This is a genomic window from Desulfosediminicola flagellatus (genome assembly GCF_005116655.2).
Taxonomy (GTDB): Bacteria; Desulfobacterota; Desulfobulbia; order Desulfobulbales; family Desulfocapsaceae; genus Desulfopila; species Desulfopila flagellata.
On record NZ_CP050698.1, the window covers coordinates 873,212 to 895,515 of the forward strand.

Annotated in this window: 17 protein-coding genes, 1 other RNA gene and 1 pseudogene; 9 read left to right on the forward strand and 10 right to left on the reverse strand. The window is 44.2% G+C overall.

Features of this window, described 5'->3' with window-relative positions:
- Positions 1-19 precede the first annotated feature (19 nt).
- A complete protein-coding gene (phoU, locus tag FCL46_RS03675) occupies positions 20-694 on the reverse strand; it encodes a phosphate signaling complex protein PhoU (protein WP_136810059.1) in 675 nt (224 codons plus the stop codon).
- Between the two features lie 291 nt (positions 695-985).
- On the opposite strand from phoU, the gene FCL46_RS03680 reads away from it, so the two are divergent.
- Together FCL46_RS03680 and FCL46_RS03685 are read left to right on the forward strand one after the other, a co-directional pair.
- Positions 986-1,720 carry a response regulator transcription factor gene (locus FCL46_RS03680; RefSeq protein ID WP_136810058.1) on the forward strand — a complete coding sequence of 245 codons (735 nt, stop codon included), beginning with the start codon at positions 986-988 and terminating at the stop codon, positions 1,718-1,720.
- Positions 1,717-3,552, forward strand: a complete 1,836-nt coding sequence (locus FCL46_RS03685; protein ID WP_136810057.1) for an ATP-binding protein — start codon at positions 1,717-1,719, stop codon at positions 3,550-3,552. The genes FCL46_RS03680 and FCL46_RS03685 overlap by 4 nt, the downstream gene beginning before the upstream one ends.
- 153 nt (positions 3,553-3,705) lie before the next feature.
- Here FCL46_RS03685 and FCL46_RS28690 read toward each other — a convergent pair.
- Positions 3,706-3,813: pseudogene (locus FCL46_RS28690) on the reverse strand (helix-turn-helix domain-containing protein); the annotation flags it as partial.
- A 342-nt stretch (positions 3,814-4,155) separates the two neighbouring features.
- Here FCL46_RS28690 and FCL46_RS03690 point away from each other — a divergent pair.
- Positions 4,156-5,346: a sensor histidine kinase gene (locus FCL46_RS03690; protein WP_136810056.1), complete on the forward strand. Its 1,191-nt coding sequence runs from the start codon at positions 4,156-4,158 to the stop codon at positions 5,344-5,346.
- Here the strand turns inward: FCL46_RS03690 and FCL46_RS03695 are convergent.
- The 4 genes from FCL46_RS03695 to FCL46_RS03710 all read right to left on the reverse strand — a co-directional run bounded on the left by FCL46_RS03695 (position 5,268) and on the right by FCL46_RS03710 (position 12,258).
- Positions 5,268-6,698, reverse strand: a complete 1,431-nt coding sequence (locus FCL46_RS03695; protein ID WP_136810055.1) for a YihY/virulence factor BrkB family protein — start codon at positions 6,696-6,698, stop codon at positions 5,268-5,270. The two genes, FCL46_RS03690 and FCL46_RS03695, sit on opposite strands and share 79 nt — an antisense overlap.
- Positions 6,699-6,716: 18 nt before the next feature.
- Positions 6,717-8,861: a response regulator gene (locus tag FCL46_RS03700; RefSeq protein ID WP_228723321.1), complete on the reverse strand. Its 2,145-nt coding sequence runs from the start codon at positions 8,859-8,861 to the stop codon at positions 6,717-6,719.
- A complete protein-coding gene (locus FCL46_RS03705; RefSeq protein ID WP_136810054.1) occupies positions 8,858-9,709 on the reverse strand; it encodes an HDOD domain-containing protein in 852 nt (283 codons plus the stop codon). Before FCL46_RS03705 ends, FCL46_RS03700 begins: the two co-directional genes overlap by 4 nt.
- A gap of 608 nt (positions 9,710-10,317) precedes the next feature.
- Positions 10,318-12,258: a LysM peptidoglycan-binding domain-containing protein gene (locus FCL46_RS03710; RefSeq protein ID WP_136810053.1), complete on the reverse strand. Its 1,941-nt coding sequence runs from the start codon at positions 12,256-12,258 to the stop codon at positions 10,318-10,320.
- A 110-nt stretch (positions 12,259-12,368) separates the two neighbouring features.
- Between FCL46_RS03710 and FCL46_RS03715 the strand changes: the two genes are divergently transcribed.
- The 6 genes from FCL46_RS03715 (at position 12,369) to tyrS (ending at position 17,451) form a co-directional block, all read left to right on the forward strand.
- Complete coding sequence (locus FCL46_RS03715) at positions 12,369-12,854, forward strand: NUDIX hydrolase (protein WP_136810052.1); 486 nt, start codon at positions 12,369-12,371, stop codon at positions 12,852-12,854.
- A 107-nt stretch (positions 12,855-12,961) separates the two neighbouring features.
- Positions 12,962-13,330, forward strand: a complete 369-nt coding sequence (locus FCL46_RS03720; RefSeq protein ID WP_136810051.1) for a hypothetical protein — start codon at positions 12,962-12,964, stop codon at positions 13,328-13,330.
- Between the two features lie 30 nt (positions 13,331-13,360).
- A complete protein-coding gene (locus FCL46_RS03725) occupies positions 13,361-13,669 on the forward strand; it encodes a cell division protein ZapA (protein ID WP_136810050.1) in 309 nt (102 codons plus the stop codon).
- A 122-nt stretch (positions 13,670-13,791) separates the two neighbouring features.
- Positions 13,792-13,966: non-coding RNA, 6S RNA (ssrS, locus tag FCL46_RS03730), on the forward strand.
- 668 nt (positions 13,967-14,634) lie between these two features.
- The gene (gene rny, locus FCL46_RS03735) at positions 14,635-16,200 is read left to right on the forward strand and encodes a ribonuclease Y (protein ID WP_136810049.1); all 1,566 of its coding nucleotides are present in this window, start codon (positions 14,635-14,637) and stop codon (positions 16,198-16,200) included.
- Between the two features lie 39 nt (positions 16,201-16,239).
- Positions 16,240-17,451, forward strand: a complete 1,212-nt coding sequence (gene tyrS, locus FCL46_RS03740) for a tyrosine--tRNA ligase (protein WP_176371585.1) — start codon at positions 16,240-16,242, stop codon at positions 17,449-17,451.
- 129 nt (positions 17,452-17,580) lie between these two features.
- Here tyrS and FCL46_RS03745 read toward each other — a convergent pair whose 3' ends face one another.
- From FCL46_RS03745 to glgP, 4 genes are all read right to left on the reverse strand, one after another.
- Entirely contained in the window at positions 17,581-17,985 is a 405-nt protein-coding gene (locus FCL46_RS03745; RefSeq protein WP_136810048.1) for a Fur family transcriptional regulator, read from the reverse strand.
- A gap of 136 nt (positions 17,986-18,121) precedes the next feature.
- Positions 18,122-19,438: a radical SAM family protein gene (locus FCL46_RS03750; protein WP_136810047.1), complete on the reverse strand. Its 1,317-nt coding sequence runs from the start codon at positions 19,436-19,438 to the stop codon at positions 18,122-18,124.
- Positions 19,435-19,860, reverse strand: a complete 426-nt coding sequence (locus FCL46_RS03755) for a hypothetical protein (RefSeq protein WP_136810046.1) — start codon at positions 19,858-19,860, stop codon at positions 19,435-19,437. Before FCL46_RS03755 ends, FCL46_RS03750 begins: the two co-directional genes overlap by 4 nt.
- A 95-nt stretch (positions 19,861-19,955) precedes the next feature.
- Positions 19,956-22,145 (reverse strand): alpha-glucan family phosphorylase, encoded by a 2,190-nt coding sequence (gene glgP / locus FCL46_RS03760; RefSeq protein WP_136810045.1) that lies wholly within the window; start codon positions 22,143-22,145, stop codon positions 19,956-19,958.
- Positions 22,146-22,304: the final 159 nt, after the last annotated feature.

A 22,304-nucleotide genomic window follows, 5' to 3' on the forward strand; every position in this document is an offset into this window, starting at 1 on the left:
TTTCATTATCTAATCGTGGTTACGGACAACGAACGATAGTGCCTTCAACAAGGTGGATAACTTCTTCTGCAATATTGGTGGCCCGGTCGCCGATACGCTCAAGATGCCGTGCGAGAAGATAGACGTTGATAAGGCAGCCTGGGTGTTCCGGAGTTTTTCGTATCTTTTCGCGAACCCGATCGTAGGAGTCTTTGAGGATGTTATCGACATCGTCATCCAGCAAAAAGACTTTACGCGCCAGTGCTGTATCACGGTTTACAAGTGCATCAAGGCTCATTCGCAACATCGTGATTACCTTTTCAGACATCTCGCTGTAATCGTAAATCCAGTTACCGCCTTCGACTTCACACCCATCTACACATTCAGTGATGGTCTGTACGCGTATGGCGATAGAAACAGCCATGTCAGCTATTCGTTCAATCTCGTTATTAATCTTAATAACAGTGATGATGAACCTGAGGTCGCTTGCTACCGGTTGATGCAGGGCGAGGATTTTGAGACAGTCTTCTTCAATCTCGACTTCCATTTCGTCGATTTCGTAATCGGTCAGAATAAGGTTTTGAATCGTCTCTTCATCGCGACTGCTGATAACAGATGTGGCGGTACGAACTCGCTCCTCCACCATAGTGCTGAGGTGCATGAGCTTTTTCTTAAGATTTATCAGCTCGTGGTGAAAGGTGTAATAGGGTTCCATGTATAAGGTCCTGAAAAGTATATAGTATTTGTTTGTCTGTAATGATTTTGTATCGAAACTGGTAATACAATACGGCCAAAGTATTTTTCGTCAGTTAAGAGAATGTTAGAATCACGTTAGGGTGCAGGAAATGGCTTGCGGGGCAAATGAAAATACAGAATGTATAGAGTGGCTAACAGAGGGCATATTTCTAAAACATGAAACAATCGGCAATGGGTCGTCGTAATTCGCCCTGTTCGATTCTACTGCGCAATACGCCAACACCAGCATGGGCTGGATGAAAAGAACATTATGGGAAAAGTACACATACTGATTGTAGAGGATGAGGCAGATATTCAACAGCTCGTGAGCTATAACCTCATTCGCGCCGGGTTCAACGTAACCTGTGCTGATTCAGGAGAAGAAGCGCTTGAATGTTTACGTCACGAAAATATCGACTGCATGCTGCTTGATCTTATGTTGCCTGGGCTTTCGGGGCTTGAGGTCTGCACTGAAGTCAAAAAGGGCAGGGCTAAGGAGCATAGTCATATTCCGATCATTATGCTGACAGCAAAAGGTGAAGAGGAAGATGTTATCGTCGGCCTTGAATGCGGTGCAGATGATTATCTGACTAAGCCGTTTAGTCCTAAGGTACTCATTGCGCGGATCAAGGCAGTTCTCAGGCGTACTGTTGCTAAGACGGAGAAAAAGAATGAAGAGATGGAGCCAACAATTGTTGTTGGTGATCTCGTCATAAATAAGGGCAAACATGAAGTGCTGCTGAGTGATCAGGATGTGCAATTAACAGCTACTGAGTTTGGCATTCTCGCACTTCTTGCCGGTAAGTCAGGCTGGGTATTCACTCGTCAGCAGATAATTGATGCCGTTCGCGGTTATGATTTTCTTATTACCCCGAGAGCCATTGATGTGCAGATTTTCGGATTGCGCAAAAAGCTGGGTGAGTATGGCAAAAACATAGAAACTGTACGTGGTATTGGCTACAGATTCAAAAATGTGAACGATCAGGATGAAAAAGCTGAATTATGAAACACCATAAGCTTGTATGGCAAATTTATCCGGCCACACTCATTGCGGTGATAGCAGCTATCGTGGCTGTCACCTGGTATGGCTCCGTTGTTTTTCAGAACTTTTATCTGCATGAGGCGGAGATCGATCTTGAGGCACGTGCAAATCTCATTAAGTCGAGAGTGTATGATTATCTTCAGGCGGATAATCAGAGCGAGTTACGGGAGTTCAGTAAGCGGGCAGGGCGTGAATCCGGAACCAGGATAACCATTGTTGATAAAACCGGACGTGTTCTTTCTGATTCCAATGAAAATCCTGAAATAATGGACAACCACCGTGAACGTCCTGAAATATTAACCGCATTCACCGGTAAACGTGGTAGGGCTGTGCGCTTTAGTCATACATTAGGCCAGTCGATGCTTTATATTGCCTTGCCGCTCTATGAGGGAAACTCACCACAGGGGTATAACAGCGAAACGGATAACATTACTTCTGTTATTCGCATGTCTGTGCCGATAACTTCGTTATACAAAACACTGCAGGGCCTGCTTTTTCGAGTGATTGCCGGTTGTATAATAATCAGTTTGGGTGGTGCGCTGATTACGCTGCTTATTTCAAGAAATATCAGCAGACCACTTGAGGAAATGACAAAGACCGCTGAACAGTTCGCCCGCGGTGAGTTTACCCAGCGTATGACTCCTCGACTCAACCATTCGTCGTCCCACGAAGTAACCGCTCTTGCAGTATCCATGGACAGAATGGCTGAGATGCTTGATGAAAAGATCAAGGCTATCGAGACCCAGAGAAATGAACTTGAGACAGTATTCTCAAGCATGGTTGAGTCTGTTATTGCCATAGACCTTGATGAGCGAATTATCAGCATTAACACAGCAGCTGCCCGACTGCTCGGTATTACACAGGAAAAAGCCCAGGGAAAGCTGGTGCAGGAAGTTATTCGCCACACGCATTTGCAGGACCAGATCCAGCAAATTCTTAACACACGACGATCTGTAGAAGATGAGATAGTACTTCAGGATGCTGGTGGGGATCGATATCTGCAAACAAGCGTGGTGACCCTTTCTGACGGTACCGGTTCAGCGGTTGGCGTGCTTATTGTCATGAATGATGTGACTCATATACGAAGACTTGAGCATATACGCAGGGATTTTGTTGCCAATGTCAGTCATGAATTACGTACTCCTATAACGTCAATTCGGGGTTATGTGGAAACATTGCTTGATGGAGCGTTGGATAGTCGAGAAGACAGTGAAAAATTTTTGCACATTGTACTCAGGCAGTCAAAGCGCCTGACCGCAATTATTGACGATCTGCTCGCCCTCTCGCGAATAGAGCAGGAATCAAGTGACGGCTCTGTATATATGGAGGAAGGACCACTTTGCTGTGTGCTTGAAACAGCAGTGCAGACGTGCCAGGTGAATGCTGATAATAGGGGCGTGAAGATGGAATTCAATTGCGCAGGTTCTATTGTCGCACGCATGAACGATACGCTTATAGAGCAGGCGGTAGTGAACCTTTTAGTTAATGCGATTAAATACAGTGACAGTGGAGACACCATAACTGTCAGAGCTGATGTTGAAAACGAATCTGACGAGAGCGTGGTGAAAATCCGGGTCATAGATATGGGCTGCGGAATATCACCTGAACATCTGCCACGGTTGTTTGAACGTTTTTATCGGAGTGATAAAGCTCGCAGTCGGGAACTAGGCGGCACGGGACTGGGGCTTGCCATTGTAAAGCATATAGTTCAGGCTCACGGCGGCAGAGTTGATGTGAAGAGTGAACTCGGTAAGGGATCTGAGTTTACATTGACTATTGCCGGGCGAAAAACTTGATTAAGTTGTATCGGAGAATATTGGTATTGAGATGAATAGTAAGCATCTATTTTCATTATATTTTTGCTATCGTCCGTTTTGTTATAGGGCAGGTCATTCCTTACGTAATGACCTGCCCTATATCCCGTAATGAACATTATTATACGACCCGTATTATACATTGTTCGAACGCATCTTTTTGACTCGTTTGCTCAGGGCCGGCTGAGAAATTCCAAGCAGCCTTGATGCGATGAATTGATTTCCTTCGGCTGGTGTCATCGCTTAATTTACCTGTATTTTATGCTGTACGATTACTCTTTGCCATCATGGGAAAGCATCTTTCACGATTAACTATCATGGTACGATATAAAAGTCCGGTTGGCAGTAAGTATGCCACTAAATGGTCGAGTTTTTGTTGTTTGGCGCTATTGGACTTTCATTTTTACTTTATGGTATCTTTGTGTGTGGAGGTATAATTAATACAGAAGATATTGTGTGATTGATATATCCGGAAAGATGTTCTTGTAACTAACCTGTATTGCCGGAGTCTGTGTAGCTGAGATCTTTGAGTGTTAGGTGGCAGTATGGCAGGTAACATGTTGTACAGAAGACAGGCGGTAGCGTATGGCCAAATTTGACAGATCTCCGGGAGAAAAAGATACCCCTGCAGGGATTTCGCTTACCGTGGATGTTATTCCACGAGTCCTGAATAGTCTCGACGGGATCGTTTTTATAGCAGATCTTGAGACGAATAAAATCATATTTTCAAACACATACCTTAAAAAACTGTTCGGATTTGATCCTGTAGGCAGGAACTGCAAACACCTTCTCTATTCACATCTCGACGGTGATGATAGCTTTGTAGCCGGTTCGAGTTTGTTAGACGCAGACGGTAAACCCGTAGGTGTTGTGTGCCGGGAGTACCAGAATCCCTTTAATAAAAAATGGTACAGTTCAAAGTCACAGGCGATTGAGTGGAGTGATGGCACATATGTTCGTCTTGAAGTTGCGCTGGACATTACAGACCACAAACAACTCTCAAATTTTTTAAATGAAGCAAGAGCACAGGCGGATATAGCAGAAAGCACCAAAAACCGGTTTGTGGCTCTGGTTGCCCATGATTTGAAATCTCCCTTTGTATCGATCCTCAGTATGCTCCAACGTATTCTTAAAAAAGAAACGTTTGAGCATGAGATTCATAGGACGTTTATTGAAAATATCATTAAAAACGGTAAACGAATGTTGAAAATGATCGACAACCTGCTCGATATGGACAGGTTGGAGACTGGCAACATCAAACCGGAGTATAGTTATTTTGATGTCTCGGAACTGGTTGACGAGGTTTTTGAGAATTTTTCACACCTGGCAGAGCAAAAAAAACTTCACTTCAATAATAGGGTGCCTCAATCAACAGAACTCTATGCCGATAAATACCTCTATTTTGTTGTATTGAACAATCTTGTTTCCAACGCAGTGAAGTTTAGTTTCGCTGATGGCGATATTGAAATAGCCTATGACAGATCTCATGATCAGGAACGACTGGTGGTTCGAGATCATGGGAAGGGGATTCCTGAAGGCTATAGAGATAATATATTCAGGCCTGATGTTAAAACGACGAGCACAGGTACTTGTGGAGAAACAGGATCTGGCCTCGGACTGCTTTTTTGCCAGCAAATCATGAAAGCTCACGGGGGATGTATTGGTCTTGAGTGCGCAGAGGGGGGCGGGACAGTCTTTTATGTTGAACTTTCTTCTTCCTGTAAACTGCCTGGCAATATACCTGAGCCGCCGCGATCTGAGCCAGGCCTAGATTGAGCTGCAGCCTGTAGAGCAAGCTGACTGGTTTTCCCACCTGCTGTATCCGGAATTTCATTTCCTAGAATTATCTCAATAATGAGCTCATGGCCAATTTGACCGGCTGGTGCAGCAGGAAGAAGGCGGCCGTTTTGAGCTGACACATGCAACACTTCAGCAACAATGAGATCATCAATAACACTTTGTAGCATTTGGGCGTCATAATTCACATATCGGGCAAAAATATCTGCGTCATTGATTGCCTGATTAGTATTAAATGCATTTTGAACCGTCGTCATAATATCGAAAGCCGCACTCAATCTGGTTGAGGGAGCAGTGTGTACTGGAGTCAATCTGTAGGTAGTGATGTTCTGACAGGCAAATGCAAATTGGGCTCCTCCGAGAATAAAGAGGAGGCCGAGGTACATCCAGATGAGAAAGATAGGAAGTGTGGCGAAAGATCCGTAGATAGCATTATAATTCGAGACGCCAACTTGCAGCGAAATATATACATTCTGAACACCAAACCAGAGCATGGCGGCAAGTATCGAGCCAATCACCGCGGGTGTTGTTTTCACCTTGGTATTAGGGAAAAAGATATACATAACGTAAAATGAGAGTGCTATAAAAAATACTGGTACAAGTTGTAAAATCAGAGCCTGCATCCAGGCAAACGGAATAAGGAGCTGAAATTTTTCTGCAAGGGTAGGTGTTTTTAAAAATGCACTGGCTGCAAACGCAATGATAATTGATGGGGGTAACAGTACCATCAGGGCGAGATAATCAGCTACTTTTCGGCTGATAGAGCGGCTGTCTTTTACGTGCCAGATTGTATTCATGGCCATCTCAATATTAGACAACACAAGAATAACACTAAAAAATATTCCGACCACGCCTATGGTGCCAAGGGTGGCGAAGTTAGTTTTATCCACATAATCAAAAAGTTGGTCTATTGCTGATCGTAAATGACTGGTGATACTGGATGAATTGACAGGATTTGGACCTTCTGGGGGAGCTTCCGCTGGAGTTTGAACGGCTTCGTCAGGATGCAGAAACGGGGTGGAAACATAGTTGTTGTCGAGCGTGTCTATGTACGTATAGGCAACTTCTTTGAGCTCATCGCCGTACCCGAGTCCTTTCATGACAGCAGTGCTCATGGCAAGCACAGGCACAAGAGAGAGGAGTACGGTATATGTCAGTGCGCTTGAGCGGAGCGCCAGGTCATTCTTTTTATACTCGCTGAATGTAATAAGCAAAAGGCGCAGGAGCGAGTGGAACAACCTGAAGAGAATATTCCGGTTATCAGAGGGTGTATCTGCCCAGGTGAGCACAGCTGATGACGGTGCTTGCCGCAGCACGGTTGTTGATTGCATTACCGGATAATTAACCTGTTATTGTTTGTAGAGCCACTTTTCAAGAATCTCGAAAACCAGTTCCCGTTTTATCGGTTTCGAGATGTAGTCTGTCATACCCGCGTCAAGACATATTTCACGGTCACCTTTCATGGCGTTTGCTGTCATTGCAATTATAGGGATTTCATCGAAACCATTTTTACGAATCTCACGTGTCGCTTCGAGCCCGTCCATTTCAGGCATCTGAATATCCATGAGGATAGTGTCAAACTGGTCAGGGCTGGAAGTGAATAATTCTACTGCCTTTTTTCCATTTTCGGCAATAGTAACCTGATAACCGGCTTTGGTCAGCATAATTTTGGCGAGTTTTTGATTTACCGGATTGTCTTCTGCTAATAATATCCTGAATGATTGTTTGAGTTCTTCTCGTACTGAATACTGGGTAACAAGTTCTTTGGGTTCCTTACGGGGGATTTCCCCCTTCTGCTGGTTAAAGAGGCGGAGAATGGTCTTAATCATGATCTGACCACGGCAGGGTTTTATTAAAAAAGCAGAAAATCCTGCCTCTTTGCACCGGGCTGCATTGCGTTCGATAGACGAGCTGTAGGCAAGGACTGGAAGCTCTCCTAGAGGTTTTTCGAGTTCGCGTATCTGTGTTGCAAGCTCAAACCCGGAAATAAGTGGTAAACGTAGATCACAAATAACAAGATGGTAGGGATTATTATTGTGGTGACGATCTTTGATTCGTGCAATGGCATGGGTTTCGTCCATTAGGCACTCTACATGTGCGCCAACCTGCCGAAGGATTTTTGCCAGGATTTCATTACTTACGTTATTGTCATCCACAATGAGAATGTTTTTTCCGTCAAGCCTGTCATCCTGCCGTTTTTGGTCTGCTGTTTTAGCAGATTTACGCATGGTTGCGAGGAAGTGAAATTCTGTTCCTACTCCAAGTTCACCTTCAACCCAGATTTTACCATTCATCAGTGCAACAATTGACCGGCTGATGGCAAGGCCAAGGCCGGTGCCGCCGTATTTTCGTGTTGTTGAACCGTCAGCCTGCTTGAATTTTTCGAAAATCGTTTCAAATTTTGATTTATCAAGGCCTATACCTGTATCGCGAATTTTACAATGCAGAACTATTTCTTCATCTGTCTCATTTTCAACATCAATAGTGAGTTCTATTTCTCCCTTATCAGTAAATTTAGCTGCATTACCCATCAGGTTGATGAGCACCTGGCGAAATCTTCCAGGGTCTCCCTGAACGTTGGCCGGCAGTGTATCTCCTATCCTGCATAGCACTTCTATTGGTCTATCCACAACACGTGGCCGAATAATGTCACAAACATCAAAGGCAGTGATCTCAGGGTCAAAATCGATACATTCAAGACTCATCTGGCCGGCTTCGACCTTTGAGAAGTCGAGGATGTCATTGATAAGACCAAGCAGTGCTTCTCCGCTGCGTTTAATGGTCATAGCACTATCCTGCTGCTCTTCATCAAGTTTAGTGGTCAGAAGCATATCCGTAAAACCGATGATGCCATTCATCGGTGTACGGATTTCATGGCTCATTGCAGCAAGGAACTGACTTTTAGCAACGTTGGCAGCTTCAGCCGCACTCTTGGATTTACGCAGTTCACGGGTCTGTGCCTTAATTTCTGACTTAAGGGTTTTGGAATAATTTTCCTGCTGTTCCTGAATAATCTGATAGCTGCGTTGAATTTCAAGCAGCATCTCCTGGTATTTATTGTCGAGAACGGAGAATTTCCGATTAAACTGATTCTTCTGGATATCAAGTCGTTTTTTTGTTTTTCGAAGATCCTTACTGTTAAAAAATAGCTCAGAAGTTAATGAAATCAGAGTAATGAGCGTTTCTGGGGAATCAACAAGAGTGGTGGTGAGCAATACAACTAATCCGAGATCAACTACTGGCAGAATGAATTCCCCAGGCTGTTCAAGAGCGATTGCTGTTGCCTGAGGTTGGCTCAATTTGACCGAATTCAGTAAACGCAGAGTGGTTGGTGAAGATAAGTGATCGGTGCTTTTACCGAAAAGTATTTCCCCATTTGTATCAATGGCAGAAATATCAAAATGCTTGAGACGTGAACACAGAAAGGTGTAAAAATCTTCACGATCTCTGTCAACAGTGAGGCCTGCTGAGAAAAGTCCCTGTTCAGGCATCATCCGGAGGTTCCCCCGATGTATAAATCCCGTGCATTGGCCATTTCATCAGGAAAATCCTCAATAAGGACTGTATATTCATCGATGTTGTCCTGGATATGTTCCATAAGTGGAGCAGAGATTTTTACGTTTAGGTCCTCTAGAGTTGTATATTTGTGCTGGCTTGTAAGGTATTCGGCTATTTGGAGTATTCCTGTGAGGCTTTCGGGTCTAACATCGTCAAGTAAAGTATGATGGTCCCGAATTGCTTCCTGGATGTGTGTGGGCATATTCCATTCAAGGGTCATCTGGTAGCCAATTTCACAATGGTCGGTGCCAAAATGTTTACGCTCCAGATCAAGCATGTTTAGATTAGATGAACATTCTTTGCATATTTCATGCAATTCTGCACCTTTGACCTGTTCTTCGACGATTAAACCAAAATCGTGAAGTATGCCTGTGAGGTAGGTGTCATCGCCGTTAATGCCAAAAATTCGCTCAGCAACCATTTTGCTGCAGATCGAAACAGCCGCACAATGAAGCCAGAGTTTTTGACGGGAAAAAAGTGAGGTCGTGGTTTTGTCAGTAAATATCGTTTTAAGCGCTTCTGTTACTGCGATATTATGGATATTTTTCATTCCTAGATAGGCAACTGCTCTGCTGATTGAGTCGACCTTTTGAACCAATCCGTAAAACGGACTATTGACGAGTTTTAACAGTTGAACAACTAGGATAGGGTCCATCTTTATCACATCTTCAAATTGCTTGATGGTAGACTCACTGTCTGCCATAAGTTTTGACAGATGTGTGACAACATGGGGTAGGGTCTGGATATCACTGAATTGTGATATGAGGTCTTTAGCGGCAGACATAATTCTCCCGTTAGTATTGTGTGGTGTTTATGTATGAAACTGATAGATGGTTACATATCCTGACGATGGTTGTTAATCTGGTTTTCCTGACCAACTGACGAGTCATCAAAAAAGAGATGACCGGTTTGCAAAATCGTGAAAGTTGCAATAGTGATCACTGAAAATGACCGGGCAGAATAGAAAAAATAACGTGTACCCAACTCAGTATATCAAAAAAAACAGTGTACTGAAGAGCTACCTGTAAAAAATATGTTCTTTTGGCCCGGATTTGTCATCAATACAGGTTTTCGCAGGCCGAGGTAGAAATTTCGAGGTGATTGTAAACGCCCGTAAATGTCTTGTAATACTGTATCAGCGAAAAAAAAATCGTTTGAAGCGCGGGGCGTTTGATTTCAAACGAAAGGCACTCTACTTCTTTCAGAAGTAGACTTTTATTCGTCATAAAATCAGGTCGTTGAGTTTGTGGTCAGAAAGATGATGAAAAATATGGGTTAGCTAATGTCCACAGTGAGGCGGTGAGAAAACTGATTGATGCATCACGCCGGGAGTCTGTTTGAAGTTCTTATCGGACAAGGGGCTGTGGAGTAATTGAACCCGTTGCAAGCATATTAAATTTTCCGTATTACCGGAATTGTCAGTTCTTGCTTCGGGTGAATCCTGCGTAAATCAATATCGATGTTATATTTTTTCAGCAACCAGAGTGGAATGCCGAATGTATCGTTACAGAGTTCCCAGAGGTTGTCACCTGATTTTACCTGGTAGGTTTTCTCTGAAATTATCGCATAGGCTGAGAAAAAGTCTTCTTCCGTCTCCTGGGCAAAATCATTGCGGAGATCAGCAAATTCTGCGGCGGATATCTTTTTATGTATGATGGTTAGTTCCTGCCCCGGCTCAATCAGGTCTGTATTAGACAGGCCGTTTGCCTTGCGAAGTTCGGACTCAGGGATCTGCAACCATAGAGCAAGCAATGGTAACGACTCTTCAGGGTGAACAACTATACGATCATACCGGATTCCGCCTTTGGCAACCGGAGTGGGTGCAGGGCGGGTTTTGCTTTTTGCTGTAAGTGCCGGACCAGTAGATTTTGAGATGGGTTTACCACTGGTAGCAAAAACCTTCTGGTCATCTGCTGAAATACGTCGGGGAGATGATTTCTTTTTAGGTTGTGCTGTTGTTGGTATGCGTAGTTTCTGGCCGATAAAAATTTTGGCGTTAGAATCAAGATGGTTGGAAGTAATGAGCGCTTTAAGGGTAATGCCGTGTCGGTTTGCAATTCCACTGGCTGTATCACCCCGTTTAACGCGATACGAGGAATCCTGTAACTGTGAACTGGTGAAATAGGATTTTTTCACTGTTGCTATACGTTGTCTAGTCGTGTTATCGGTCGGAAGTCTAAACGCATAACCTTTAGTAATTAGGCGTTTCCCGTCATAAATGGTATCCCGAAGGGCTGGGTTGAATGCTTTGATTGTTGCCAGGGATAATTTGAAATGACGTTTGATATCGTTAATGTGAATGTAACCGGGAAGTGAAAACACCCTGAAAGGACGTCGAGTATCCATAACGAGTGTTCGATCTTTTTCGAGTTTTTTAGCTACTCTCTTCGCTGCTAAAAACTCTGAATAGAAATTCCTTGATGCAAATCCGAAATGCCCTTCCTTGTATTCCGCATGGATTTTCACATAGGAACCTTTGGCTTTTTGGGCCCGCATCATTCCGGATGTTCCGTAATTGTATGCTGTAAGTGCCAAGGGCCAACTACCAAGAATATTATAGCTGTTTTTAAGGTATCTTGCTGCAGCATCTGCAGCAAGCAAAGGATCGCGACGTTCATCAACAGCATCGTTGATGGTCATATACTGCTTACCGGTGCTACGGGTGAACTGCCACATTCCGGCTGCCCCGAACTTAGAGTATGCACCATTGTGAAATGAGGATTCCACGTGTGGGAGGTAAGCTAAATCCGCAGGAAGACCTTTGTCTGTAAATATTTTTCGTATATCAGCCATATAAGCTCCGGAGCGGATTACTCCTTCTCTGAAGCGCTCTTTCTGGCCGGTTTGTGATCTGATATTGTCTGCAGACTTGAGCATCTGGGCTCTGAAATCCTGGCCAGAGAACAGTGCAAAAACATTTTTCTCTGTTGGAGTTTGAGGACTTTTTCCAGATCCGAGTTCTGTCAATATTTTCTGATATCTTTTAACAGTCTGCTTGAGAGCTGTAGTATTGATGCGCTCTGCCCCGGGGAGTTCTTTTTCTAGCAAGCTAATGACATCGTATACCTTGGATAAATCATCTCGGTCATGTATAACTGCTGAATTGACTGAATGGGTGGAGTATATGTCCTCCCAGAAGGAGATACTTTTCTGAAGTGAGGAGTATTCTGGGAATACATTTGCCGCAGCCCGTGCAGATTGCAGGGAGGTACACAGGCTGATAAGAGCAATGGCAAGAAGTATGAAGATACTGCTCCTGAATTGCGAACAGGGGCGGGAAGTCAACAAGAGCATGCAAAGTTTCATACGTAAATTTGAGATGTTAATTTTCATGAGATTATATCCATCTATCTATATCACAACCTGATCACCACCGGAACTCATTTCTATCTATATCAGGGCTTAGCGCAAAAATGTATGAAACTGCAAGTAAGGAGTAGGTCGTGTATACACCAATAGTAGCCACTTTGGGCTACATTCTGTCACCTGACAAAAAGAAAACATTGCTTGTTCACAGAAACAAGCGTGACGATGACCAGCATCTTGGAAAATATAATGGTCTTGGCGGTAAAATGGAGCCTGAGGAAGATATTTATCAATGTCTTGTTCGGGAGATCTATGAAGAGGCCGGTATCCACTGCACCGAGGCCGTCCTTAGGGGCACAATCAACTGGACCGGTTTCGGGCCGAATGGCGAAAACTGGTTTGGGTTTATTTATCGAATAGATGCTTTCGAAGGTGTACCGAGAACAGAAAATGAAGAAGGAAAACTTGATTGGGTCGATATTGACAAGATTATGGAGTTACCAATGTGGGAAGGGGATAAATATTTTCTACCACTGGTTTTTGACGATGATTCACGCATTTTCCATGGATATATGCCATATGAGAATGCAAAGCCTCTAGGGTGGCAGTACACACGAATATAGAGATGCCATACTCTAGAGCCTGATTGATGTTGCGGAAGATGAAGTGTTTGGTATAGTCAGCAAAAATAATCTGTATAAATCCTTATCCGAAGAGAAGGAGAAATAATATGTCAAATGATACTGAGCTGAAAAAATTAGAAGGTTTCGTAAGTAAATTACTGCAGAGTTTTCAGGATTTGAAAGAAGAAAACGGCAGACTTATTCAGGAGCTTCAAGTTCGTGATGAAACAATTGTCAACCTAAACGAACAGTTGAACGCTAAAGAGATCGAAAAGGATGAAATTGGCAGTCGTGTTAATGGAATAATCGATAAGATTGAGGAATGGGAGATTAACCTCGGAGAAGAGGTTTTCGACGTGAATCCTCCAAGCGATGCGAGTCGCCAGGGAAGTCTTTTCGGTTCTGTTGATACGCAGTCTGACGATGACACAACGGTCACTGAGGATCGGGAAGAAAGCAGAGTAAACGAATACTAACCGATAGCATGCGGGGTTGTTTCGAAATCAATGACTGTATTAATAGAAGATGAACGGCTGGTAAAATTTGAATTGCTTGGACAGGAATACAAATTTTATACCGGAGCAAGTGAGAAGGAATTGGAATCGATTCTCTCACTCGTGCGTGAACAGGTTGAAGGCGGGGCCGGTTCGCGGAGAGGGACCTTGCCCGCAAGCAAGGTGGCTGTCATGGCATGTTTGAATATTGCATCGAAGTATGTGAAACTCAAACAGGAATTTCAAGATTACAGATCAGACTCGGAAACCCGGTATGTCCGGCTTAATGAAGAGATACGCAGCAGTCTAAAGATCAGCTGAATCGCTTCTGCATATTTTGTTTTCGTTTATATGAAAGTCTGATATACTAAAAACATATTAGTATAGAGTTAAAATTGCAAAAACTTGAGTGATTCTACCGCTCGACGACGTAGAATCTGTAGTTTTCCCTGCGCTGTTGGTGATCAGCTGCGTGTGTTGAGCCAACTCTCTAAAAAAGGGTACCACCACTGTGGGTTTAAGGAAAATCTCTTGTAGAATTTCCTGAGATTGGCATGAGGATGCCCACCTATTTTAATAGGTTTAACTGACCTGCCGACACGGCAGTGCGGGGAAGTTGAGTGATCAGGATGGATAATGCAGTCGTTCATCCTGTTTATATATTCGGTCAATGCGTGGCACGATAGCCCGTGACCGAGCTGAAATATTGAAGACTGAGTGCAGCTGAGAGGCTGTGTGAAGAAATTAAAGACGATTAAGAAGCAGGGTAGCTTTTTTCAGATATCTGGTTTGAGTGCCAGGAAAAAAAAGGGCACTGAAAGAATTTATCGCCCGCTGCAGGGAAGTTGAGTTTCCGGAGGGCCTGCCTTGTACAGAACGCTGCCATTTTATGGCATTTTTGTGTGCCTGGCACAATGACATGTGTTGGTGTGATTTTAGTGTCATTTCAAGGTTATGGGTTTTACGCTTAGAGTAAATCAAAGATAATTGGAGTAGCCAGTCTATTGAAATGCTCGAATCGGACAACCTCTCAATTACCGATCTTGTAGAGATTGGGGAAACCCTGGAAGCAGCAGGGGGGATCGGGTGATGTATATCCTACCGAGGAAACTTTCACTCGGCAAGGTTCAGGTTGCCCGATAATTCATTGTATCTGTTAACATATAGAGATCACTTGGTTTACGTGTGGTTTCCCGCAAGCTGTTCTTGTCCATTCTCGTTTCATCTATTCTTCCCGCGCACTATCTTCACAGCATATTCAGTTACTGCATAACAGGAAATATTCCATGAGCGTTATGAGTCACCCATCGCTGTTCGTATTTCTAGGCCTCTCCATAGGTGCTGTTGCCGGGTACCTTTTGCGGAAGCAGTTTATAGAAGGGCATCAAAGGAACATTCAGGCCCAGAGCAAACAAATAATCGAAAATGCGATTGTTGAAGCTGACCAATTGAAAAAAGAGGCACTTCTTCAAAGCAAGGAAGAAGCCTACCATATTAAGCAGGCACACGAGAAAGAACTCAAAGCTGAAAGGGAAGAACTGAAAAGCGAGGAGAGGCAGCTTGGTCGCAAGCGGGAGACTTTGAAAAAAGAGTGGGATAGTCTGGATCGCAAAACCCGTGACCTGCAGAATGCTGAAAAAAAGCTTCGTGATAGTGAAGCTGAAATCGGTGAAAAGCACAAAGAAGTCGATAACCTGATTGGTAAACAACGCTATGAGATGGCGCGTATAGCTGGAATAAGTCAGGAAGAAGCGAAGAAGATGCTGATGGACTCATTGGAAAGTGAGGCCCGAATGGAAGCGGCGAAGCGGCTTGCTCGCATTGAGAATGAAATGAAAATGGAGGCTGACAGAAAGGCCAAAAACGTCATTGCTCTTGCTATCTCACGATATGCCGGCGATTACGTTGCCGACAAAACTGTCTCTATGGTCCCGCTTCCAAATGATGAGATGAAAGGACGGATTATTGGTCGTGAGGGCCGAAATATCCGTGCAATTGAAGCAGCTACAGGTATTGACATCATAATTGATGATACTCCTGAAGCAGTTATTCTCTCTGGATTTAATCCTGTTCGTAGAGAAATCGCGCGATTGGCACTGCTTCAGCTCATTAATGATGGACGAATTCACCCTGGCAGAATCGAAGAGGTTGTAGCAAAGGTTACCAAGGAACTTGAGGTGACCATAAGAGAAGCCGGTGAACAGGCTACTTTTGATGTTGGTGCTCACGGGGTTCATCTTGATCTCATCAAGCTTCTTGGACGACTCAGATATCGAACAAGTTACGGGCAGAATGTCTTGCAGCATTCGCTTGAAGTCGCGTTTCTATGTGGAATCATGGCTGCCGAGCTTGGTCTTGATGTCAAAATGGCAAAACGTGCTGGCTTGCTTCACGATATCGGTAAAGCTGTAGATCACGAAGTTGAAGGTTCACATGCGATTATCGGTCGGGACCTGGCCAAGAAATATGGCGAACCTGAAGAGGTGATCTACGCCATTGGTGCACACCATGAAGACCAGCCTCCGCAGAGTGTTCTTGATGTTTTGGTCCAGTCTGCCGATGCACTTTCCGGGGCACGACCTGGTGCACGTAAAGAGATGCTGCAGAGTTATGTCAAGCGACTTGAAGATCTTGAGAATATTGCCAATGCCTGTCAGGGTGTTGAAAAATCTTATGCGATCCAGGCGGGACGTGATCTGCGGATTATTGTTGATGCGAGTAAAATTAATGATGAGGCGGCTATTCTGATGAGTCAGGATATTGCTAAATCAGTTGAGGAAAAGCTCACCTACCCGGGCCAGATCAGAGTTACCGTGATCAGAGAAACCAGGGCAGTTGAATACGCCAAGTAACACAGTAGAGAAAGGTTAAGCGATAAGGCATTTAATACAATGATTTCCATAGATGAACAGTTAGAATTAATTGAACGTGGCGTTGTCGACTGTATTTCCCGTGAGGAACTGGTCAAAAAACTTACGAAATCAGCAGAGACGGGTGTGCCTCTGAAGGTAAAAGCCGGATTTGATCCGACAGCACCTGACCTGCATCTCGGACATACTGTTCTGCTTCAAAAGCTGAAGCATTTTCAGGATCTCGGTCATCAGGTCTATTTTCTTATAGGTGATTTTACCGGTATGATCGGTGATCCGACCGGTAAGTCTGAGACCCGAAAAGCGCTTACTCCCGAGGATGTTGCAAAGAACGCTGAATCCTACAAGGAGCAGGTGTTCAAAATTCTTGATCCTGAGAAAACTGAAGTTGTTTTCAACTCAACCTGGCTCGGCAAACTCAGCTCGTATGATATGATCAAGCTGGCTTCGCAACTTACTGTTGCGCGGATGCTTGAACGTGAGGATTTCAAAAACCGGTTCGAAGGCGGAAAACCTATTTCGATACATGAGTTCATGTACCCGCTCATACAAGGTTATGATTCTGTAGCTATGGAAGCGGATGTTGAACTTGGTGGTACAGATCAGCGTTTCAACGTACTGATGGGCCGTGATCTGCAGCGTGCGCATGGGCAGGCACCTCAAGTGGTGTTAACCATGCCTTTGCTTGAAGGGCTTGACGGCGTTAACAAGATGAGCAAGTCACTCGGTAATTATATCGGGATCACAGAGCCTGCAAATGATATTTACGGTAAGGTGTTGTCCGCTTCTGATGACCTTATGTTCCGTTACTATGAACTGTTGAGTGATCTGAGTAACAGCGAGATTGCAGAGCTTAAAACAGGTATAGAGAAGGGTACGCTTCATCCTAAGGATGTGAAAAAGCAGCTCGCACGTGAGCTGACAGCTCGTTACCACGGTGAAGAAGCTGCTGCTGCGGCTGAAGATAATTTTGAGCAGGTGTTCAAGAAAGGTGGTCTGCCGGATGACATTCCGGAGGTTACTATCACATCTGATGAGGACATCTGGGTTCCACAACTTATGCTTGAAGCCGATCTTGTTAAATCAACGTCTGATGGCAGAAGGATGATTAAGCAGAATGCGGTTACTATTGATGGTGAGAAAGTTACAGATATGAAGGCTACTGTTGCCCCGCAAGGCGAGTTGTTGCTGAAGGTAGGCAAACGACGTTTTTGTAAGATTATATTTGGCTGATATCGATGCGATACTCATTGTCGGGTTGACCTGATTTAGTACTGGGTAGAAAATAGAAAAGGGCCGTTTCCTGATATTCAGGAAACGGCCCTTTTCTATTTCTGTCTATTTGCTGAGTGCTGTTCTGGTTTAATCAGGTTTTCTTTCTGAACAGGTGTAACAAATACCGGAAAACTCAATATGATGACCAAGAACTTCATACTGGCTTGCATGTGATGCCGCCATGTTGATATCTTCCTGTACAGGGATATCAATGTCATCTACCTTGCCGCAACTTGCACAACGGATGTGATAATGCGGATGGACAGTTGCATCGAAACGCTTCTGAGTACCACCAACTTCAAGTTTGAGAATCACACCACTGTCAGCTAAGAGCTCAAGGTTTCTGTACACCGTGCCAAGTCCGATACGTGGCAGTCTCTTCCGCACCATGTCATAGACCTCATTGGCGGTAGGATGAGAAGTAACCTTTCCAAGTTCTTCAAGAATAATTTGGCGCTGAGTGGTCAGTCGCATGTTGGGCAATGATTCCATGGTATTTTCCATAAGTGACATTTGTGGTTAATAAATATTATTATATAGCATATAATATCAAATTGAAAATAATTCAACGGAAAATTACTTATCTGATACCAGTTTCTTTGGTCAATAGCCCACGGTTTACAACGATTCAGAACGGAAGCATGGTACGTGGTGCACTGGATGAATCGAGTGCAGGGTTGAAATATCCATAACGAAGGCTGGGGAATTCATTTTTGAGTGCAGCATACCACTTGAGAATTCCAATAGTACTCACAGTTGAATTGTGATTAATAGTCGAGAGATACCATTCAGGGTCCATGTTAAGATTACGTAGCTGAATGAAGTCTGGCGAATATTCGTGGATGAATTTACACAATGCTTCAAATTCCGGCTCAGAATCTGTAAAACCCGGCAGGATAAAATAATTGAGAGAAACGAATCGGCCTGCGTCTTTCATTACCCTGGCGGACTGTTTGACATCATTGAAGTGGTACCCTTTAGGCCGGTAATAGAAATTGTATTTCTCTTCCTGAAGGGAATTCAGGCTGATGCGTATGCTGTCGAGTCCGGCATCAGCAAGGCGTTGCACTTTATCCGGGAGACTCGCGTTGGTGTTGAGGTTGATTGTTCCGGCATTGGTCGCTTTACGCATTAACCTAATAGCTTGTTCGATGACACCAGCCTGGAGTAAAGGCTCTCCTTCACAACCCTGGCCAAAACTCACTATAGAGCGTTCGGCGGTGTTAAGGTGAGGAACAGCCATCTGGCTTATCTCTTTAGGCGATGGAACAAAATTAATACGATCCTGGGTTGATGGACAGCATCCTGATTCCTGCAAGGAAATACAACCGACACATCGAGCATTGCACTCAGGAGAAGTGGGGAGCGGGGCTTCCCATCTGCCGAGAAAGTAATTTCTGGCTGCAGGACAACCATATGTCAGACAGCATTTGCCAAGATGCTGAATCAGTCTGTTGTCAGTATGCAATTTCAATTGAGCTTTAGTCTTTCTGGCAACAGTATCCTGTGAATATTGAGCAGAATCCTGGCGGATATCCTTGTCGCTGCGAAAAGCTGGAACCCAGAACTGGTTATCGTACCAACCAACTGCTGTATATGCAAAAAGCGGTAAGGTTGGAGCGTCTGGCAAACTTTGATATGCTGTGTTGAAGATAGCGGTGTGGGCAGGTGCCATAAAAGCAGCCACTGCCTGAACTGCTGCCCCTTCCTCGTAAGGGTATTCCTCTAGCAGGAGAGGTTCACCGGTCTCTTTGTCACAGCCTATGGGCAATCGCATCGGCAGGGCGAAAAGTTCACTCCCTTCAGGTAGGGGGATCAGGTCTTCGAGCACCGGACGCGTAAAATTTCCGGCAGACATGCCGGCCATATCAAGATCAGGAAAATCGGAAATATTGCCCTGGTCATCAGCGATGACCAGGGCAGGTATTTGTGGCGGATGAATCACTGTGGTCTCAACACTCGTAATACGGAGTCAATGGCTCGGTATACATCGAGGTCATCACCAAAAACATCCAGAATATCAGGATGATTGATAAGGTCTTCTACGACATACTGAGTCAGGTACAGGCTGACAATGTTAGGATCCTGTACAAGTGTCCTGATTGGTGCGATTTTCATCTGCAGATCGAAATCTTCAAGATGTGGCAGCTTTTGAAGCTGGTCTACAATTGACTGCTTGATTTTTGTTACTGAGCTAGCCTCGATAATTTCACGATCAATTAATCTCTGCACAAGTTTAGCCGCAAGAGGTTCTGAGTGATCTTTAGCGGTGCGAAACATTTTGCGCCGTTCACGTTCACGTTTGCGGTCTATTGCGCGAATTGTTTTATCTGTAGCTCGGTTTGCGCTAATACTTACTTTAGCCATAAATTTCTCCCGGAAAATGCCTTCGTCTGTGGGAGGCGAAGACTTGGAATTCGGCTGATACCCATTGATTCAACCACGCTATATAAACCGAAAATTTAAATATCACTACTGTAAAGTTTGGCATAGCCGGCCATTTCTGCCATTTGGTGTTCCTGCAGCACAAGATCGTAGCGCTGCAGATACTCTGCGGCCATGCGATGAGTATTAAAAATTGGAACGTTCAGCGACAGATTCATTATGCTTTTGTCGATGAAATCATTTGATAATTCTGCACTGTAAAATTCCGTGAGTACATTCGGCAGTAAGGTATAAAATGAGCTTGAGTCTTCAAAATAGAGTAACTCCTCCCTGGACTCATTTAAACTTGAACTTTCTATAGGACCCTCGTGACCAAACTTCCAACCGGTACTTCCATTATGATAGCCTTCAACCCACCAACCGTCCATTATTGAAATGTTCGGCACTCCGTTCATGGCAGCTTTCATTCCGCTTGTGCCAGATGCTTCAAGGGGGCGCTTAGGACAGTTTAACCATGCATGTACACCGGAGACGAGCATTTTGGCCACTTCCATGTCGTATCCCGGAATGAAAATAAGGTTAGCTAAGCCATTACTCTTTTCATGGAGCTTCTGCTGGAGACTAAGAAGATATTTGAGTACATTTTTTCCTGGTTCATCTGCAGGATGTGCCTTGCCGGCAAAGACAAGATTGATCGGATATCCGCAGTCTACTATTATCCTGCAGAGCATATCCAGATCATGAAAAATGAGATCTGCACGTTTATACGTAGAAAATCGACGGGCAAATCCAACGGTAAACACATCGGGCTGCAATTCTGTTGCTGAATCGGAAATAGTTGAAAGAAAATTAGGCGGATCTATCCATGTTTCGGCCATCTGCAGGCGATGCTTTTTAAGCATCGTGTTAATGTACTGAATAAGGATAGCGGAATCTTTTTTCCAGGCGTTATAGAGGTCAGAACGGAATGTTGCGTTATTTTTGAGTCTGGCTGCATTTCTGAATACGCCGGGATTGCTCCGCCAGTTTTCCAGTTCAGGAAATGTGTCAAACACGCTGGAACGGTTTTCGCTGATCCAGGTCAGGTGGTGAACTCCATTGGTGATTGCGGATATCTTATGAGCAAAATCAGGGAACTGTTTATGAGTTACATCTCTGTGAAGTCGACTGACGCTATTGGCGGAACGGTTTACACGCATTGCCATGTTGGTGAAATTGTATTCCTCAGGGTGTTCATCGTCCTGAGCCAGGATATCTAGAACGTCTTTACAGGCAGAACTGCAGATCTCACTATAGAGGAGTTTGCTGAAGCGGTCGTGTCCGGCTTTAACGGGGGTATGAATAGTGTAAACCAGCATTTTTGCAACGTCATTTGCTGCTGTGAGTATTTGGTCTTTATAGGATTTGCCTGTGGTCTGTTCTATGTAATTGTTATGTAACTGCTCTGCAATGAGCTGAGTAGCAAGGACAACACCGTGCTGCTCGTTGAGATGAAATGTTTTGGGGCTGATTCCCAGCGCTCGCAAGGCCGGAAGTATACCTGCACCGAGCATTCTTCGCTGAATTGCTTTAATCATCGAAGATTCGGCATTGTATAATTGAGACACAGCTGATTTAATAAATGCTGGTGTTTCCGGAAGGTCGAAATCCAGAAGCAACTCAGGTATGAAATAATCGAGGTTATGACTGACCTCCATTTTCATCCAGATTTGAGCCGGAACAATATGTTCTTTTTGATTTCTTGTAAAAAACGGGATTTCAATTATTAGTGGGCGTTCAGGCTTTTCTGGGTCCTTGAGCAAATATAATCCAGGCACTTCTTCAGGGTGCCAGTCAACTACCTGAGAAATCTGACCAAGGTTGGAGTCGACAACCTGGGCAAAATACCCTTTACGATAAAGGAGACTTACGGCGATAACAGGAAGGTGACAGTCGGCAAAGCTCTTGAGGGTATCTCCTGCCAGAATCCCGAGTCCACCGCTATAGTTGGGGATTTTCTGTGGACCTTCTCTGAATTTACTGTCAAAGAACCTGTGTTGTTCGGATATTTGTCCTGCAAGCGGGGATACTTTAAGCAAATCAGCTATTGGGCTGTACACATCCGGGTCAGCCCCGATCTCCATAGATATGTAGGCCACACAATTACCCTCAGGATGTGTTAAGGAGTTCCAGACCTGTTCGAAGACTTTTCTGGAAACACCGAAAAAATTCCCAAGTTTATGGGTGACGAGAAGGCTTTCGGTAAGCTGTGTTGAAGTGGCTATCATTTTCCTGACAAATGAGTGGATGAGATTGGTTGTTTTGTTAAAATCTGGATAAAAATATGTACTGGTCTCAAAAGTGACATGTTACATATAGTAATTCCTCAAGTGATGCAGAGTCAATTACTCAGGTGAAATAGAGTGTCATTGACAGTGTAAATTGGT

Excerpts from the sequence above, each read along its gene's own strand:
- phoU (WP_136810059.1), bottom strand. The coding sequence starts at position 694 with ATGGAACCCTATTACACCTTTCACCACGAGCTGATAAATCTTAAGAAA.
- FCL46_RS03680 (WP_136810058.1), top strand. The coding sequence starts at position 986 with ATGGGAAAAGTACACATACTGATTGTAGAGGATGAGGCAGATATTCAA.
- FCL46_RS03685 (WP_136810057.1), top strand. The coding sequence starts at position 1,717 with ATGAAACACCATAAGCTTGTATGGCAAATTTATCCGGCCACACTCATT.
- FCL46_RS03690 (WP_136810056.1), top strand. The coding sequence starts at position 4,156 with ATGGCCAAATTTGACAGATCTCCGGGAGAAAAAGATACCCCTGCAGGG.
- FCL46_RS03695 (WP_136810055.1), bottom strand. The coding sequence starts at position 6,698 with ATGCAATCAACAACCGTGCTGCGGCAAGCACCGTCATCAGCTGTGCTC.
- FCL46_RS03700 (WP_228723321.1), bottom strand. The coding sequence starts at position 8,861 with ATGATGCCTGAACAGGGACTTTTCTCAGCAGGCCTCACTGTTGACAGA.
- FCL46_RS03705 (WP_136810054.1), bottom strand. The coding sequence starts at position 9,709 with ATGTCTGCCGCTAAAGACCTCATATCACAATTCAGTGATATCCAGACC.
- FCL46_RS03710 (WP_136810053.1), bottom strand. The coding sequence starts at position 12,258 with ATGAAAATTAACATCTCAAATTTACGTATGAAACTTTGCATGCTCTTG.
- FCL46_RS03720 (WP_136810051.1), top strand. The coding sequence starts at position 12,962 with ATGTCAAATGATACTGAGCTGAAAAAATTAGAAGGTTTCGTAAGTAAA.
- FCL46_RS03725 (WP_136810050.1), top strand. The coding sequence starts at position 13,361 with ATGACTGTATTAATAGAAGATGAACGGCTGGTAAAATTTGAATTGCTT.
- rny (WP_136810049.1), top strand. The coding sequence starts at position 14,635 with ATGAGCGTTATGAGTCACCCATCGCTGTTCGTATTTCTAGGCCTCTCC.
- tyrS (WP_176371585.1), top strand. The coding sequence starts at position 16,240 with ATGATTTCCATAGATGAACAGTTAGAATTAATTGAACGTGGCGTTGTC.
- FCL46_RS03745 (WP_136810048.1), bottom strand. The coding sequence starts at position 17,985 with ATGGAATCATTGCCCAACATGCGACTGACCACTCAGCGCCAAATTATT.
- FCL46_RS03755 (WP_136810046.1), bottom strand. The coding sequence starts at position 19,860 with ATGGCTAAAGTAAGTATTAGCGCAAACCGAGCTACAGATAAAACAATT.
- glgP (WP_136810045.1), bottom strand. The coding sequence starts at position 22,145 with ATGATAGCCACTTCAACACAGCTTACCGAAAGCCTTCTCGTCACCCAT.